Annotated in this window: 14 protein-coding genes; 3 read left to right on the forward strand and 11 right to left on the reverse strand. The window is 58.7% G+C overall.

What is annotated here, in order from left to right:
* Window positions 1-15: 15 nt before the first annotated feature.
* From groES to ACP7AJ_RS04860, 11 genes are all read right to left on the reverse strand, one after another.
* Window positions 16-306, reverse strand: a complete 291-nt coding sequence (groES, locus tag ACP7AJ_RS04810; protein WP_035563022.1) for a co-chaperone GroES — start codon at window positions 304-306, stop codon at window positions 16-18.
* Between the two features lie 272 nt (window positions 307-578).
* Window positions 579-1025, reverse strand: a complete 447-nt coding sequence (secG, locus tag ACP7AJ_RS04815) for a preprotein translocase subunit SecG (protein WP_426059061.1) — start codon at window positions 1023-1025, stop codon at window positions 579-581.
* A 27-nt stretch (window positions 1026-1052) separates the two neighbouring features.
* Window positions 1053-2534, reverse strand: a complete 1482-nt coding sequence (locus ACP7AJ_RS04820) for a hypothetical protein (RefSeq protein WP_426059062.1) — start codon at window positions 2532-2534, stop codon at window positions 1053-1055.
* Between the two features lie 219 nt (window positions 2535-2753).
* Complete coding sequence (locus tag ACP7AJ_RS04825; protein ID WP_426059063.1) at window positions 2754-3227, reverse strand: LptE family protein; 474 nt, start codon at window positions 3225-3227, stop codon at window positions 2754-2756.
* Window positions 3228-3315: 88 nt separating this feature from the next.
* A complete protein-coding gene (locus ACP7AJ_RS04830; protein ID WP_426059064.1) occupies window positions 3316-4611 on the reverse strand; it encodes a sigma-54 interaction domain-containing protein in 1296 nt (431 codons plus the stop codon).
* Between the two features lie 65 nt (window positions 4612-4676).
* Window positions 4677-6113 carry a tRNA (N6-isopentenyl adenosine(37)-C2)-methylthiotransferase MiaB gene (miaB, locus tag ACP7AJ_RS04835; RefSeq protein ID WP_426059065.1) on the reverse strand — a complete coding sequence of 479 codons (1437 nt, stop codon included), beginning with the start codon at window positions 6111-6113 and terminating at the stop codon, window positions 4677-4679.
* Between the two features lie 125 nt (window positions 6114-6238).
* Window positions 6239-7492: an aminodeoxychorismate synthase component I gene (pabB, locus tag ACP7AJ_RS04840; protein ID WP_426059066.1), complete on the reverse strand. Its 1254-nt coding sequence runs from the start codon at window positions 7490-7492 to the stop codon at window positions 6239-6241.
* 105 nt (window positions 7493-7597) lie between these two features.
* The gene (locus ACP7AJ_RS04845; RefSeq protein WP_426059067.1) at window positions 7598-9157 is read right to left on the reverse strand and encodes a tetratricopeptide repeat protein; all 1560 of its coding nucleotides are present in this window, start codon (window positions 9155-9157) and stop codon (window positions 7598-7600) included.
* Between the two features lie 124 nt (window positions 9158-9281).
* Entirely contained in the window at window positions 9282-10043 is a 762-nt protein-coding gene (locus ACP7AJ_RS04850) for a zinc ribbon domain-containing protein (protein ID WP_426059068.1), read from the reverse strand.
* Entirely contained in the window at window positions 10033-11154 is a 1122-nt protein-coding gene (locus ACP7AJ_RS04855) for a Nif3-like dinuclear metal center hexameric protein (RefSeq protein ID WP_426059069.1), read from the reverse strand. The genes ACP7AJ_RS04850 and ACP7AJ_RS04855 overlap by 11 nt, the downstream gene beginning before the upstream one ends.
* Before the next feature lie 83 nt (window positions 11155-11237).
* Window positions 11238-11930: a uracil-DNA glycosylase family protein gene (locus ACP7AJ_RS04860; RefSeq protein WP_426059070.1), complete on the reverse strand. Its 693-nt coding sequence runs from the start codon at window positions 11928-11930 to the stop codon at window positions 11238-11240.
* A gap of 474 nt (window positions 11931-12404) precedes the next feature.
* Here ACP7AJ_RS04860 and ACP7AJ_RS04865 point away from each other — a divergent pair, with 474 nt between their 5' ends.
* From ACP7AJ_RS04865 to lpxK, 3 genes are all read left to right on the forward strand, one after another.
* The gene (locus ACP7AJ_RS04865) at window positions 12405-13172 is read left to right on the forward strand and encodes a ferritin-like domain-containing protein (RefSeq protein ID WP_426059071.1); all 768 of its coding nucleotides are present in this window, start codon (window positions 12405-12407) and stop codon (window positions 13170-13172) included.
* Window positions 13173-13214: 42 nt separating this feature from the next.
* A complete protein-coding gene (locus tag ACP7AJ_RS04870) occupies window positions 13215-14186 on the forward strand; it encodes a ferritin-like domain-containing protein (RefSeq protein WP_426059072.1) in 972 nt (323 codons plus the stop codon).
* A 167-nt stretch (window positions 14187-14353) separates the two neighbouring features.
* Entirely contained in the window at window positions 14354-15445 is a 1092-nt protein-coding gene (lpxK, locus tag ACP7AJ_RS04875; RefSeq protein ID WP_426059073.1) for a tetraacyldisaccharide 4'-kinase, read from the forward strand.
* Window positions 15446-15508 lie beyond the last annotated feature (63 nt).

Genomic DNA, 15508 nt, shown 5'->3' on the forward strand with positions numbered 1-15508 from the left:
TGCGAAGCCTATGGCTTACAACACGGCGAAAATGTCCGACTCGCGCATGATGAGAAGGTCCTCGCCATCGACGGTGATTTCAGTGCCGGCATACTTGCCATAAAGCACCTGGTCGCCCACCTGCACCTGGGGCTTGATGAGGGAGCCGCTGTCAGCGGTTTTGCCTTCGCCCACGGCCACTACCTCACCGCGCTGCGGCTTCTCCTTGGCAGTGTCAGGAATGATGATGCCGGACTTGGTTTTCTCCTCGGCGGCGGCGGCGCGAACAATAACGCGGTCGGCCAGCGGTTTCATGCTAAGTGCCATTCTGTGTGTGTTTGGATTGAATTGAATGAAAAATCAGGGTGTACGCCCCAGTGTCACTTCCCGTGCCAGCCCCGTAAACCTGACAAAATGGGCAGCTTTAGGAACTCAAACGTGGCAGAGTTGGCCGATGGCAGTGGTTAAAGCGCCAGCGAAGCAGTGGCAGTAACCCTGCAAGGTCAGGCCCCCAGACAACGGCGAAACAACGAAAAAAGCCGGTGGCTCTTTGAGGAGCCACCGGCTTTAGCGGTACTTACGCAAGATGTGCGTTGCGTTTATTCTTTGTTGCCGGCAGGGGCCGTGCTAGAATTGGGCTGGTCCGGATTGGTAGCGGGAGCACCACCGGGAGCAGGAGCACTGCCAGCAGGGGCACTAATACCACCGGGGGTTGCTGCGCCGGGGGAAGGGGCCGACGTGCCCGGAGCAGGGGCCGGTGCAGGCAAACGCGTTTCCAGGGCGCGCTGCTGGTTCACGCTGCGGGTCGGGCCAGCATTGTTCGTGGTCAGCATGTGCGTGCCGAGCGACAGTACGACTAAGCCAATGGCAAAGCCCCAGGTCAGTTTCTCAAGCAAATCACCGGTCCGCTTTACGCCCATCATGCTGGCGGCACCACCGGCACTGAACTGGCTGGAGAGTCCGCCACCCTTGGGGTTTTGGGCCAGCACCACCAGGGCCAGCAAAAAGCACACGAGAAGAATTAGAACGATGATAGCAGTGTACATGAGGAACTAAAGAAACTGAAAGGCGAATTATGCCGGGGGTTGCAAAGATTGTATTTGGGCCGCAAAGTACGCCATTTTTTCCGGCTGTTTCACCATCAGCTTCTCATAAATCTCAATGGCTCGGGCAGTTTTGCCTTGCCGGACGAGGATACGCGCCAGGCTTTCGGAGGCCAAATCGGACTCGGGGCGGCTGCTCCGCATGCTGAGGTCGGCTTGCACGCCCGAGGGGGGTGGCAGCATAGCCGGCCGCGTGAGGCGGGGCTGGCGGCGCAGGAAGTTGTTGATAAGGTCGAGCGACGAAGGCAGGGCAGGGGGCGGAGGGCAATGCGTGGCCCAGTGGCTGAGTAGCAGCGGGTCGGGCTCAAAAAAGGCACCTGCAGGGGGTAAAGGTGCTGCTGGTGGCTGGCCTACAGCTGCTTGTATGACAGTGGCATCTGCAGCTTTGTCGGTTAGTAAGTCGAGCAATTGCATGGAAAAGCCCAGGCGGCTGCTTTCTCCGAAAGCATAGCCAATGGCCTCGTCGCCGGTGAAGGCAGCCGGCGTAAAAACAGGGGCCGCAGCGGATGCTGTGCCATATAAGGCCGGAATTTCCGGCAGCGGCTCCACGCTGCCCAGGCTGCGGGTAACAGCAGAGGCAGCCCATTCATCAACCAGGCCGGGTAGCTCATACGTAGGACGGGCGGGCGGAGGAGCCTCGGCCAATCCAAACTCAAACCGAGCTTCTCCTACTTCCACAGGTGGGCGCACGGCTGGCGCCTGTGCGGGCAGCAAGTCTTCCTCTGTTTCAATCGCCTCCTGGGCTTCCGGGAAAATATCGGAGCCGCCTTCAATTGCAGGAATATCAGCCCCTTCTACCTCTAGCAGCAGGGCCACATCAGTTTCCGGAGGGCTTGGTGCTGATTCCGCTTGGGGTCCTTCTGCCGGCGGCTCCTCTACAGATGACTCCTGTGTCGGCAATTCTTCAACCGGCGGCTCTTCTGCTAGCGGAGTAGGAGGAGCAGTTTCATCAAGCGCAGGCGGGCTTACCGGAGCTTGTTCCTGAACCGGTGCTGGCTCCACTATGGGCAGCGGCGTTGTTGGGATGGCCTCGGCGCTGGGAAGCGGAATAGTGCTCTCGGCCTCAGGCTCGGGGTGCACAGGGGCAGTTTCCTGAGGAGCTTGCTGGAGGACGGGTGTAGTCTCAGCAACAGGCGCTTCCATCTCAGTATCGACAAGCAAGAGGGAAGAAGGCGCTGTCAGGGCTGCTGGCGTTACTTCAACAGGAACTTGCTCAAAGGAAGGCTCTTCTGAGGCTTTGGTGGGCTCAGCGTGCTCGATGAGGCGGCGTAGCAGGGTCCGGTCGGCGGCGTAGGTGGCGGCCCGGCGCAGGCGCTGGCCTGCCAGCATGGTGCCTTGGTCGTGGGCGGCTTTGGCTAGCAGCAGGTGTGCCGTTTGGCAATACGGAAAGGCTTGGGCCAATTGTTCCAGCTCGCGCACTTCGGCCGGGCCAATGGCCGAGGTGTGGTCCAAAACATGCAGAAGCGTGGCGCGAGTCACGGGTGATGGGGCGTCTTTTAAGAGGAGCAGCTTTAGAATTGATTTCCTAAAACCTGCGCTGCGAACAGATTAACGGGGCGCAACATTACGCTAATTTACGCAAATGTGCCCGCAGCAACGGCCGCGGTTACTTGAAAAATCAGCGTTTGGCCTGTCGATACTCGCTCAACCAAGCCGCAACTGATTCGGCCGTTACCAGTTAGCCACCGACTTGTTAAAAATGTCGGTGATGATTTTGGTGGTGGTGGGGCGCACCGCATTGGGGTCGCTGTTTATCGTAGCGATGTTGCGGCTGCCCGGGAAGTCATCGAAATTCTGGAAGAGCTGCTCGAAGCTCTGCTTGTCGTCCTTGGTATTGGTGAACCGGATGCTGACCTGAATGGTCAGGCGGTTGGCGCCTGCCTGGTCCACGCCATTCACTTGTTGAATCGAGGCGGGCGCAAAATCATAGGCTACGATGTTGCCTTCAAACTGCAGGTCACCGTCGCGCGGCACAAGCTTCAGATTGGTATTCTGCTGGAAATAGTCCTTCAAATCCTCCGTAAAGCGTTGTGTGAGAAACGCCGGACCCTGCGGCGAGTTGTTCTGAATGGTGCCGATGGAAATGGTGCGGATAGACGGGTCAATATTGGTGCCATTGAACGAGTAGATGCCACAGCCACTCATTAGGCTGCAGGCTACAAGCCACAAGCTGCAAGCTGCGATTATAGACCGTTTGGCCTGTAGCCTGTAGCTTATGGATTGCAGCCCTGCTTTATACTTGCTCCAAGTCATATTGCTTTAGTTTGCGGTACAGCGTGCGTTCCGAAATGCCCAAGTCGTGCGCGGCGTACTTGCGCTTGTTGTTGTGCTTTTTCAACGCCTTCAGAATCATTTCCCGTTCCTTCACATCCAGCGAAAGCGTTTCTTCTTCGGTTTCGTGCGAGATATCTTCTACCGGCGCCTCTTCGTCGTCGTACTCCGACGCGGGCTCGTTTTTGTAAGGGTTGGGCGCGGCGGGCAGAAAGTATTCAGAACCCTGACCGCCTTCGAACGTGCCAGATGGCGCGGTATTGTTGAAGAGGTGGCTGTTCTGACGCAGCAGCTCCTGGGCTTCGTGCGGCCGCTGCCCGGTAGCCAGTTCCAGCACCATTTTCTTGAGGTCCGTCATGTCGCGGCGCATGTCGAACAGGATTTTGTAAAGCAGGTCGCGTTCGGAGTAGCCAGCCGTGGCGCTGTCGGGGGCTCCCTGGCCCAGCAGCATGGGCAGACGGCTCACCTGGTCTTGCGGCAGGTAGGGGGCGAGGCGTCGAGCGTCGAGCTCGCGCTCGGTTTCGAGCACGGATATCTGCTCGGCAATGTTTTTTAGCTGGCGGATATTGCCTGGAAAGCGGAAGCGCGTAAGCGCCTGCACTGCGTCGGGCAGCAGGGTAATGGGACGGGAACGATAACGCTCGGCCGAATCTGAAGCAAACTTGCGGAACAGGAGGTAGATGTCTTCGCCACGGTCGCGCAGGGGCGGCACCGTGATGGGCACCGTGTTGAGGCGGTAGTAGAGGTCTTCCCGGAAGGTGCCGGCTTGCACGCGGTCGAGCAGGTTCACGTTGGTGGCGGCCACCACACGCACGTCGGTTTTCTGCACCTTGCTGCTGCCCACCCGGATGAACTCGCCGTTCTCAAGTACGCGTAGAAGGCGGGCTTGGGTGCCGAGCGGCATCTCGCCGATTTCGTCCAGGAAAATGGTGCCACCGTTGGTTACCTCGAAGTAGCCCTTACGGGCCTCGTTGGCACCGGTAAAAGAACCCTTCTCGTGGCCAAACAGCTCCGAATCAATGGTGCCCTCCGGAATGGCCCCGCAGTTGATGGCAATGAACTGCCCGTGCTTGCGCGGCGACAAGGCGTGGATAATCTTCGAAAACGACTCCTTGCCCGACCCGCTTTCGCCGGTAATGAGCACCGTCATATCAGTCGGCGCAACTTGCGCGGCCACCTGAATGGCATAGTTCAGCGCCGGCGCGTTGCCGATGATGCCGAACCGGAGCTTGATGGATTGAATTTCTTGCGTAGTCAAGGTTGGTAGCAGTTCGTGGAAAAGGCGAAAAAAGCAAGTGGCTTAGGTTAGGCCTTCGTTGGGCATTAAACAGCTTCGCCCAGCATTGTGCTAGCGGTGCTGCTGTGCACCAATACATTTACATAGTCACCCTTCTTGAAGTTTTGCTTTGGGAAGATGACTACTTGGTTCTGGCTGTTGCGCCCGCTCAAATGCTCTTTCGAGCGCTTCGAAAAGTTCTCGACTAACACTTGGTGTACACGGCCCACGCCGCGCTGGTTGCGCTGGGCACTGTGAATCTGCTGCAAGTCGATAATTTCCTGCAGGCGGCGCTTTTTCACTTCCAGTGGAATATCATCAATCAATTTCCGCGCAGCCAGGGTGCCGGGGCGCTCCGAGTAGAAGAACATGTAGGCCATGTCGTACTTCACAAACTCCATCAGGCTGAGGGTATCCTGATGTTCCTGCTCGGTCTCGGTGCAGAAGCCCGAAATCATGTCGGAGCTAATGGCGCAGTCGTCGCCCAGAATGCGGCGGATGGCCTGCACCCGCTCCTCGTACCAAGGCCGGTCGTAGGTGCGGTTCATGAGGGCCAGCACGCGCGAGTTGCCGCTCTGGGCCGGCAGGTGAATGAACTTGCAGATGTTGTCGTAGCGCGCCATGGTGTGGAGCACTTCGTCGGTAATATCCTTGGGGTGCGAGGTGGAAAAGCGCACGCGCAGCTCGGGGCTCACGAGGGCCACTTTTTCGAGCAATTGGGCGAAGTTGACGTGCTCGGTGCCGTCAGCCGAAGCCCACTTGTAGCTGTCCACGTTCTGGCCCAGCAGGGTTACTTCTTTGTAGCCGGCCGCCACCAGGTCGGCAGCTTCGCGCAGGATGCTGTGGGCGTCGCGGCTCCGCTCGCGGCCGCGGGTGAAGGGCACCACGCAGAACGAGCACATGTTGTCGCAGCCGCGCATGATGCTGATGAAGGCCGACACGCCGTTGGAATTTAAACGCACCGGTGTGATGTCGGCGTAGGTTTCTTCCCGGCTGAGCAGCACGTTCACGCCCTTTTGGCCGCCATCTACCTGGCTGATGAGCTGGGGGAGGTCGCGGTAAGCATCGGGCCCTACCACGAGGTCCACGATTTTCTCTTCTTCCAGAAACTTGCTTTTCAGGCGCTCGGCCATGCAGCCGAGCACGCCCACCAGCAGGCCGGGGTTTCGCTTCTTGTGCGAGTTGATTTGGGAAAGACGCATGCGCACCGTCTGCTCGGCCTTCTCGCGGATGGAGCAGGTGTTAAGCAGCACCAGGTCGGCGCTGGCTAGGTCATCAGTGGTATCAAAACCCTCATTAAACAGAATACTCGACACGATTTCCGAATCCGAAAAATTCATCTGGCAGCCGTAGCTCTCGATGTAGAGCTTGCGCTGACGCCCAGTGCGGGTGGCCGCACTTACGCGCACCTCACCGCTGGGCGTAGCCTCAGGTGTAGGCGTCTCTTTATCTAAAAAATCAAGGGTTAACAGGGCTTGGGACATAATATAAGCGCATTTCGGCGGAACACAAAGATACGGCAGGCTAAGCTAAAATGACAGAATGGCAGAACGTCTTTGGGGGTTGGCGAAGCTAATTCCCCTCCGTATCAAGGAGGGGAGTTTTTCGTTCAGCGCTCCGCAATGCTGGCGCCTAACACTTCCAACAGGGCTTTTGCTTTAAGCAAGCATTCTTCGTATTCCCGCTCAGGGTCAGAGTCGAAGGTGATGGCGGAACCCACCTGGAAGCTGAGGTAGCCGGTGTCGCGGCGATATTGGAGGCTGCGAATGACGACGTTGAACTCGAACTCGCCGTTAGGCCATACGTAGCCCATGCTGCCGCTGTAGAGTCCGCGCCGACTGCTTTCGTACTGCTCGATGAGTTGCATGGCGCGAATTTTTGGGGCGCCAGTCATCGAGCCCATTGGAAAGGTTGCGCGGAGAATGTCTTCCAAGAGGGCGTCGGACCGAAGGTCGGCAGCTACGGTCGAAATCATTTGCCAGAGGTGACGGAAGGGATAGAGACCAAAAAGCTCGGGCACGCGCACGGTGCCTGTTTGGGCCACGCGGGCGAGGTCGTTGCGCACCAAATCCACAATCATTAGGTTTTCGGCGCGCTCCTTCTCGTCGTGCAGCAGGGTTTGGCGCTGCTGCTCGTCTTCGGCTGGTGTAGCGCCGCGGCGGATGGTGCCTTTGATGGGTTGGGAAACGATTTGGGAGCCGTGGCGCAATAAAAAACGCTCGGGCGAAGCACAAAGTAGGTAGTGGTCGTGCCAGCGAACAAAGCCTGCGAAAGGAGCAGGCGAGGCCTCCACCAGGCGCCAGAAAACATCAGCCGGGGCAAGGGCAACGTTTTCAGCATAAAATTCCTGGCATAAATTGAGCTCGTATACTTCCCCGTTCAGAATGTCTTCCCGAATGGCTTCTACTGCCCGCAAGTAGTCGGCTTTGGCCAGCCGGGGACGCAGGGTGGGCACCACCGGCGCATTAACACGAGGCAGCTCTTGGGTTAGAATCTGCTCTATTACCCCCAGCGTTTGCCCGTGCACCTCTACTACATCAGCGCGCCAGCACAGCCAGGTGTCCGGCTTGAAAAAGTGTAGCTTCGGCCAGTCAAAGCCATCAAAATTCTCGCTGGTTAGCGCCTCAATGTCGTTCTTAACCTCATAGCTGATGAAACCGCAGTGCAGCTCCGCTGCTGCCGTTTGGCTGTACAACTGGCTTAGGTCAGCAAGGCTGCCTATGGTTGCTGCCGTGGTTGGCGCTACAGCTAAAATGCGGTTGAATGGCCCTTGAGGATAAGCCAGGTCGTTGGGCTCATAATACGCGCAATAGGGGAATCCGGCAGCCCAGTTTAAGGCCCGTACGCGAAAGTCCGCAGGCAATTCGGTTAGTGGAAATCGGAGGCAGGCGGAAGCAGAGGGTGAAGCAGACACTGGAAATAAATGAAACGGCGGGCACGCCGTGAAACAGCCAACAGCGCAAAATGGCTACTTCAGTTCCCGCAGGGCGAGGTTGGCTTTGGCATCGGTGCTGTTTTTATACTCGTGCCAAGGGTAGCGCAACGCTTTCTGAAAATAGGAGCGGGCCAGCGCGGGGTTTTTGGATTCCTGGGCCATGTAGCCTAGCTGCAAGGCAGCCTGCGGCGCAAAATAATAGGGCGCGGCATCGCCCGACACGGCCAGCGTGCGCTCGTAGGCGAGCTTGGCAGAGTCGAGCACCCCTAGGCCCTGGTAGGCGCGGGCCCGGCGGTAAGGCTCTTCAATCCGGTCGCGCAGGAGCGTGGCCGACGTTGCCTGGAAATTGCGAAGAGTGGCCAGCGCCGCCCGGTGGTAGCCTCCATCAATCTGCAGGCGGGCGCGGGTCAGGATGGGGTGAAGGGCCTGGGCCTGGTGGTAGTAGTGTTGGGCGTAGTTGTCTTCCTCTACATCGGTGGGGCCGGGCTGATTAATTTGCTCGCGGTACCGGGCCAGCGTGGCAGCAGGCTGTCCGCTCAGCCACGCCGCCAGGTACAGCTTAAAAGCAGTGTCCTTGCGGTAGTGCTGGCCTTTGTTTTCACGCAGGAAAATCAGGTTCTCGCGCTCTGAATTGGCGTAGTCGCCTTTGTAAAGCAGCAAGTCGGCCGCCATGTGGTGTAGGTAGGCCACCGGCAGGTATTCAGGCCCGGTGGGGCGGCTGCGGTAGGCCGCCAAGGCCGCCTCGCCGTGCCGCTGTCGCTTTTGCACGCTCATGAGCAGGTAAGAATACAGCAGGTTGTCGAGGTGTTGCGTGTGCAGACGCTCAACCAAGCGCAAGGCCTCTTCGGGCTTTTTGTAGTAGCTCTCCCGAATCAAGGTGAGGTAAATCTGGCTTTCGGTTTGAAAGTCGTTGGGCTGAGAAGCGGCCAGCGTGAGATTTTTCAGTCCCACGCCTACATCAGCGCTCAACCCCAGCAGGGTCAGAAGCCAGCGGTAGCCTTCCGGCAATGAGCCCACTGCAAACTGACATATCCCTAAGGTTTTGCGAGCCGGCGCAAACGAAGGGTACCGCTTCACCACTGCCTGCATCTGATGAAAACCGCTGCGCAAGTGAAACCCACCGGCCACCAGATGCCGGAACAACAGCTGGCTCAGGCCTAGGTGCAGGGTGATTTCGGCCCGGGCATAGTCGCGCATGGCACTGGCCGGGGCCCGGCCCAAAGCCGATAGGCGAGCTTCCTGGGCATTGGTTAGGGCTGTGTATCGGCCGGCATCCTGTGTAATGATGAGCTCGGCAAAATCTGCACAGTTGGCCACCAACAGGGGCGAGGGGGCCGTAGGAGTGGCAGCCAGCTCCGTGCGCAGCAGCTCCCGCGCTGGGCCCAGGCGCAGCTTCATCACTTCGGCGTAAGCCCGGCGGCTGGCGGCGGTGAGCTGACCGGCACTGGCCTCAGTGTTCGCTACTTGTTCTGGTTGGCTGACAGCTTGGGGCGGTGCAGGAGGGGCAAAGGACGCGAAAGCCAGAAAACCACCTGCACACGCCATTGCTCGGCGCCAGCGCCTAAGGGCCAGCGTCCGTTTGAAAGGATGCACACGCGATGTTGTTTCAGCCACAATTGCCATTAGCTATTCAACAAAAAAAGGAACGACACCGGGCCGTTCCTTTTTCATGATTTCAATCGGTAAGCTTGGTGTTTGGACTAGCCAAAGGCCTTGCTTAAACGGCGCGGGCTTCCACGTCGGCCAAAATACGGCCGCAGTGCTCGCACACGATGATTTTCTTGTGGGAGATAATGTCGGCCTGGCGCTGCGGGGGCACCGTGTTGAAGCAGCCGCCGCAGGCGTCACGCCGCACCAGCACCACGGCTAGGCCGTTGCGCACGTTGCCGCGGATGCGGGTGTAGGCCGTGAGCAGGCGTTCTTCCACCGGTTTGGTGGCTTCCTCGCGCTGGGTCATGATGCCGCGCTCTTCTTCCTCGTTTTCAGAAACGATGGTTTCAAGCTCGCTTTTCTTGTTGTCGAGGTCTTTGCGACGCTCTTCCAGCTTCGACTTCGTACCGCTGATTTCGGCGTTTTTCACGTCAATCTGGTACTGAGCCTCTTTGATTTTCTTGTCGGCAATCTGGATTTCCAGACGCTGCAATTCAATTTCCTTGGCAATGGCTTCGAACTCGCGGTTGTTGCGGACGTTCTGCTGCTGCTCGTCGTACTTTTTGATGAGCGACTCAGCGTCTTTGCTGGCTTGCTTGCGGCTCTTGATGAAGTCGTTCAGGCCCTGAATTTCTTCGTCAAACTTCTTGACGCGCACTTCATAGCCAGCAATTTCATCTTCCAAGTCCTGCACTTCTTCGGGCAAATCGCCACGAACGCGCCGGATTTCATCGAGCTGCGAGTCGAGGTGCTGCAAGGTGAGCAGGGCTTCGAGCTTGGCGGCTACGGGAACGTCGGCGTGAGCCACGGCGGCACTATTAGCAGTCATATTGAACGGGGTTCGTAGGGGTTTCAGCGATTAAGACCGCAAAAGTACGTCCAAATCCGGCCGTTAGCAAATCCCTGAACACCTCGTAGGTGAACTGCTCGCTCTCAAAATGGCCCACGTCGCAGAGCATAAGCCGCCCTTCGGCCCCAAAAAACTCGTGGTACTTCACGTCGCCGGTCACGTAGGCATCGGCCCCGGCCGCCCGCGTGGCGCCAATGAGGAAGGCGCCCGCACCGCCGCAGATGGCCACGGTTTTGATGTCCTTCTCAAATGGCGTGTGCTTTACCACGGGCACCAGCAGCTGCTGTTTTAGCATGGCCCGGAACGCGGCTGGCGACATGGGAGCGGGCAGTTCGCCCACCAGTCCAGCCCCAACATCCTGGTGCGTGTTTTCCAGTTTAACTAACTCGTAAGCGACTTCTTCATAAGGATGCGCGATGCGCAGGGCACGCAACACAGCTGCTTGCCGGTGCAAGGGCAGCAACACTTCCACCCGCAGCTCGGGCACGGTTTCGGGCTGATTTTGGGTGCCGATGGCCGGAATGGTGCCGGTGCCAGGCGTGAAAGTCCCAGTGCCTTCGGCCCGGAAACTGCACTCCGAATACTGCCCAACCTGGCCGGCTCCCGCTGCATATAGGGCGGCCAGCACGCGGCTGGCTACGTCGGCTTGCTGGTCTTCGGGGCGATGGGGCACGTAGGTGATAAGCCGGGCCAGGGTGCCACTTTGAGGGGCAAGCACGCGGGTTTTGGTAAGGCCGAGCTTCTCGGCTAATTTGTCGTTCACGCCACCGCGCACGTTGTCGAGATTGGTGTGAGCGGCGTAGATAGCCACGTCGTTTTTAAGCGCCGCGATGATGGTTTGCTCGACCTCATTGGCGCCGGTGAGCCGCTTGATGGGCCGAAAAATGACCGGATGATGGCACACTACCACGTTGCAGCCCCGGGCCAGCGCTTCGGCCACTACGTTGGGCGTACAGTCGAGCGCAATTAACACGCCCCTTATTTCGGCCTGGGGGTCGCCGCATTGCAGGCCGGCGTTGTCGTAGCTTTCCTGGTAGGCGAGGGGGGCGGCGGCTTCCAGCAGGCGGGCCAAATCTTGAACGGTGGGCATGGATGCAGGGAACGGTTGGCGGTGAAGGACACTGCAAATAACCGTCATTTAAAGCTTGCCCTCTAGTTCTTGCGTTTTAATACTCAATCTTCAGCGTTGACCAAGCGGCCGAGCTCGGCGACGTACTTGGCCACATTTGCCTCTAAATGGGCGCGCCGATACTGCATGAGATAGCGCGGGTGGTCGAGTACGATGATGCGGTCGAACAGGCCCAACTCGTCGTTCAGCCGTTTTAGGTAAGTGCCATTGCGTTGGCCCAAGCTCACAGCTACATCGGTGCGCAGGCCCAGCTCCGCTACCTGTAGCTTTAGGGAAAGCTGCATGTCAGGCCAAAGAGTTTTGGTGAGGACTGGGGAGTCATAATAATTATAGTTCAGCCCCTGCCTCAGCAAAACCAGCGGATATATCGAACTCAAATAGAAGTGACGGTAGAAGACTTCCGGGCCGCCCAGCGCTGCTACCACGCGGTAAACGAACTGAGTCGACAACTCGGGACGCTGTCGGGGAAGGCTGTGGTTGATGCCGCAAAACTCAGTTAGTGCGGCGGGGTCGGTGAAGGCTACGCCGGTTCGGCCCATGCCCAGCCGGCCGGGGTTGATGCCTAGGAGGGCTACGCGAGGGGCGTTATCGGCGTAAAATTTTTTGCCAAACTGCTCGAAAAGCTCCTGCACTGGCGGCTCGCGGAATGGGCTTAGCGTCTCCACTCCTTCGGGCAGGTTTGCTGGTAGGGGGAAGGTGGTGAGAAAGCGAAATAGCTGTTGGGCGAGGTCAGGCATAAACTTATGATGGAGAGGGAGTGGCCGAGGTGGCCGCGAAACCACAACCAGTGGCAGCACAACAAAAGCCACCGCACACGGGCCCATATTGAGGTAGCTCAGCCGTGGGTTGAAGACCGCGTCCGTGCCCGATGGCGGGCGAAGAATGCACACGTCGAAATTTAAACAAAATACTGCCTGCTAACAGGCGTGGTTGCTCAGTATTCAGCCAGTGTTTCGAAGAGCCTGACGCTACCAATTTCCGACTTGTCTCCGATGAGAAAATCCTGCTGGCCGAACACGCCAAAACAGGCCAAAAGAGTTAAAGTTTTTACGGTTGAGTTTGGTGTATATGCCTCATAATTAGTGATTAAGGGTTAGTACTTAAATGCGTGCGGGTTAATACCTATTTGTCGTCGGACATTAAAGCGGTGAGCTAAAAGCCAGCGTAGGGGAGGAAGTTATCTGCCTTTTCAACCCCCCTTTCCATATTTTATGAAAAACCAACCAACTGCTCCGCTGGCCGATGCGGACGCAACCGCACGCCTGCTGACTAGCCCGGTAGCGCGACGCTCGTTTTTGCGCTACACGGGTACCAGCCTCGCCTTGGGCGGCCTCCTGCTGGCCGGGTGCGACGACGATGACCCGCAAATTGACCCCAATGCCAACCGCCTCGACGTAGGCTCGGGCGACACCGGCATCCTGAACTACGCTTACGCGCTAGAGCAGTTGGAGGCGGCCTTCTACACGCAGGTGGTGGCCGGCGGCGCGGGCTCGTACTTCGCCTCGGCTTCGGCGGCTGAAAAAGCCATTATGACCGACCTGCGCGACCACGAAGTCATCCACCGCGATTTTTTCAAGGCGGCATTGGGGTCTGCAGCCATCAAGACGCTGGAGGCAGACTTCAGCGGCATCGATTTTAACGTGCGCGCCGCTGCTACGGGGGCTACCCGCATGGGCGTGCTTGACGCTGCCAAAGCATTTGAAGACTTGGGAGTGGCTGCCTATAACGGAGCCGGACGCTTCATCAGCAGCAACGACAACCTAGTGCTGGCCGGCAAAATCGTTTCGGTAGAAGCCCGGCACGCCGCCCTCATTCGGGAGTTAATCGCGCCCAACACGTTTGTGGCCGACGACGTGGTGGAAATCAGTGGGACCAATGCGAAGGGCACCGAGCGCTCGAAGCGCCCGCAGGCCGTGCTCGAAACCGCCAATAATTTCCTGGCCGCTAGCTCCAAGCTCAGCGCCAACAGCTTCGTGTAGAGCTGCCGCCGTTTTTCTCCCAACTTCAACTTCCGCTATATCATGGATTTTTTTCAAATTATCGACGACATCGCTAAAGTCGACCCCGAAGTATATGACCGGTTCGATTCGCGCCGCGCGGCTTTTCGCAATTTTTTGGGCTTCGGCAAGAAAGTGACCGCCAGTGCCCTACCCTTGGCTGTGAGTACTTTGTTTACCAAGGCCTACGGCCAAACCACCACCTTGCCCGCGCCAGTGCGCGATACCCTGAACCTGGCCCTGCAGTTGGAGTACCTCGAAAAGTATTTCTACCAAACGGTGCTAGCGTCCAATATCCTTAACGCCGAGCAAACCCGGGCATTTGAGATTATTCTCAACGACGAGAACTTGCACATCAGAACCTTGACTGGGGCGCTCGGAACAGCAGCCATTCCCGACCCCACCCGCGCCGGCTTCGACTACACCGGCTCACAGGGCGGCCGGCGGGCGGCACTTTTCCCCTCACTGGGCAACACTTTCACCAACACGGGCGAGTTTCTGCTGGCAGCCAAAAACTTTGTCGACACCGGCGTGCGGGCCTACAAAGGCGGCGCCCCCAACTTGAACACGAGCACCACCAAAGACCTGCTGGAAGTGGCCCTCAACATTCACTCGGTGGAGGCCCGACACTCTTCGCGCATCCGTTCGTTTTTGCGGGGCGGCGTACAAAACGTGGGGGCTCCCAAAAGCTGGATTATGCCCAATGAAACGACGACCACCCCGCCGCTGCCCAACAACGGCGTGCCCAATGCCCCGGCTTCGGTAGGCCCATACCTTGCTGGCAACCCCGCCACCGGCGCCACGCCAGCAGTGGCTTTCCCGGCCGAAAACAATGCCACACAAGGCGCAGCGCCCGGAGTAAACGTGCAGGGGCTAACGCCCTCGGGTGGCTCGGCTACGGCCGGCGCCGAAGCCTTCGACGAACCGCTGGACGCGGCTACGGTGAAGGCCATCGGCAAGAACTTCGCCACCAACCCCGCGGCACTGTTCAACTAGGCTTAGCCGTGCTAGTCACGAAAAGGGCAGCCCCAGCCGGGTTGCCCTTTTTTAGTGCCTACGAGAAGCGGCCGGTGTCCTCCAGCGCCGGGCAGCTTTTGCTGCTGCGTAGCCTGCCCAGCTTAAGCCGTACTTTTACGCGCCCTTGCCTTGGCTCTTTGCCCCGTATGCAGTCCGTTCTGGCTTTTTTACTGTTGCCTTTTTCTTGGCTTTATGCGGCAGTGCTTGCTGTTCGCAACCGGCTTTATGACGTCGGGTGGAAGCGGTCAGATGCTTTCGGTGTGCCGCTGCTCAATGTGGGCAACCTGCGAGTAGGCGGCACTGGCAAAACTCCGCATGTAGCGTGGCTGGTAGTAGAGTTGTTGCGCCAGGGCCAGCGGCCGGCCATATTGAGCAGAGGCTACGGCCGAAGCACCCACGGCCCGCGGCTGGCCGGACCCACCGATTCGGCGGCCACCGTGGGCGATGAGCCGTGGTACTACTTCCAGCAATTTGCTACGCAGCTTGTGCCGGTAGCAGTGGCCGAGGCGCGTCGGCTAGGAGTGCAGCTACTGCAGCAGGCCCACCCAGAAATTACCGTCATCGTGCTTGATGATGCATACCAGCACCGCGCCGTACGCCCCACACTCAACGTGCTGCTCACGGAGCTGGCCCGACCCTTCTACTCCGACCACGTACTGCCTGCGGGCCGCTTGCGCGAAAGCCGGCACGGTGCGCGCCGGGCCGATGTAGTCATTGTGACCAAATGCCCGTCCGATTTGTCGGACGCAGCCCAGGCCGAAGTAGCACAGCGTGTCCGGCGCTACAGCCGCCCAGCGGCGCCCGTACTTTTTTCCGCCTATGGGTATGGGCAGCCGCAGCCACTGACGGCCGAGCCAGTTGCTGTGCCTGCCCAATTAGCGGCGGGCAACTATGAGAGGGGCGCGGGTCTGCCAGCGCTTCTGCTTACTGGCATTGCGCAGCCTGGTCCGCTGCATGAGTACCTTGAAAGCCAGGGCTACGCCATTCAGCACCATGCTGTATTTCCCGACCACCATAGCTTCCGGCCCGCCGACTTGGTAGCCTTGCGAGCGCATTGGCAGCCGGGCTGGCCTATTTTTACCACCGAAAAGGACGCAACCCGTTTGATGGCTCCCGAACTACGGGACGTGCGGGCGGGCTTGCCTTTCTATACCATTCCGGTGCTGGTGGCATTTTTGGGCAATGGCGGTGCGGTTTTGCAGCACCTTCTGCCCAGCAGGCCAGCACTGGGAACTTGATTTTTACTTTGACTCAGCCGTGCTTTTTGTGTGCCGCGGCTTATACACTACCCGTTTGAAGGC

The sequence above is a fragment of the Hymenobacter sp. B1770 genome (assembly GCF_049896385.1).
Classification (GTDB): Bacteria; Bacteroidota; Bacteroidia; order Cytophagales; family Hymenobacteraceae; genus Hymenobacter.

What these genes read in the sequence shown, in the direction of transcription:
- groES (WP_035563022.1), bottom strand. Translation starts at nt 306, where the DNA reads ATGGCACTTAGCATGAAACCGCTGGCCGACCGCGTTATTGTTCGCGCC.
- secG (WP_426059061.1), bottom strand. Translation starts at nt 1,025, where the DNA reads ATGTACACTGCTATCATCGTTCTAATTCTTCTCGTGTGCTTTTTGCTG.
- ACP7AJ_RS04825 (WP_426059063.1), bottom strand. Translation starts at nt 3,227, where the DNA reads ATGAGTGGCTGTGGCATCTACTCGTTCAATGGCACCAATATTGACCCG.
- miaB (WP_426059065.1), bottom strand. Translation starts at nt 6,113, where the DNA reads ATGTCCCAAGCCCTGTTAACCCTTGATTTTTTAGATAAAGAGACGCCT.
- ACP7AJ_RS04850 (WP_426059068.1), bottom strand. Translation starts at nt 10,043, where the DNA reads ATGACTGCTAATAGTGCCGCCGTGGCTCACGCCGACGTTCCCGTAGCC.
- ACP7AJ_RS04855 (WP_426059069.1), bottom strand. Translation starts at nt 11,154, where the DNA reads ATGCCCACCGTTCAAGATTTGGCCCGCCTGCTGGAAGCCGCCGCCCCC.
- ACP7AJ_RS04860 (WP_426059070.1), bottom strand. Translation starts at nt 11,930, where the DNA reads ATGCCTGACCTCGCCCAACAGCTATTTCGCTTTCTCACCACCTTCCCC.
- ACP7AJ_RS04865 (WP_426059071.1), top strand. Translation starts at nt 12,405, where the DNA reads ATGAAAAACCAACCAACTGCTCCGCTGGCCGATGCGGACGCAACCGCA.
- ACP7AJ_RS04870 (WP_426059072.1), top strand. Translation starts at nt 13,215, where the DNA reads ATGGATTTTTTTCAAATTATCGACGACATCGCTAAAGTCGACCCCGAA.
- lpxK (WP_426059073.1), top strand. Translation starts at nt 14,354, where the DNA reads ATGCAGTCCGTTCTGGCTTTTTTACTGTTGCCTTTTTCTTGGCTTTAT.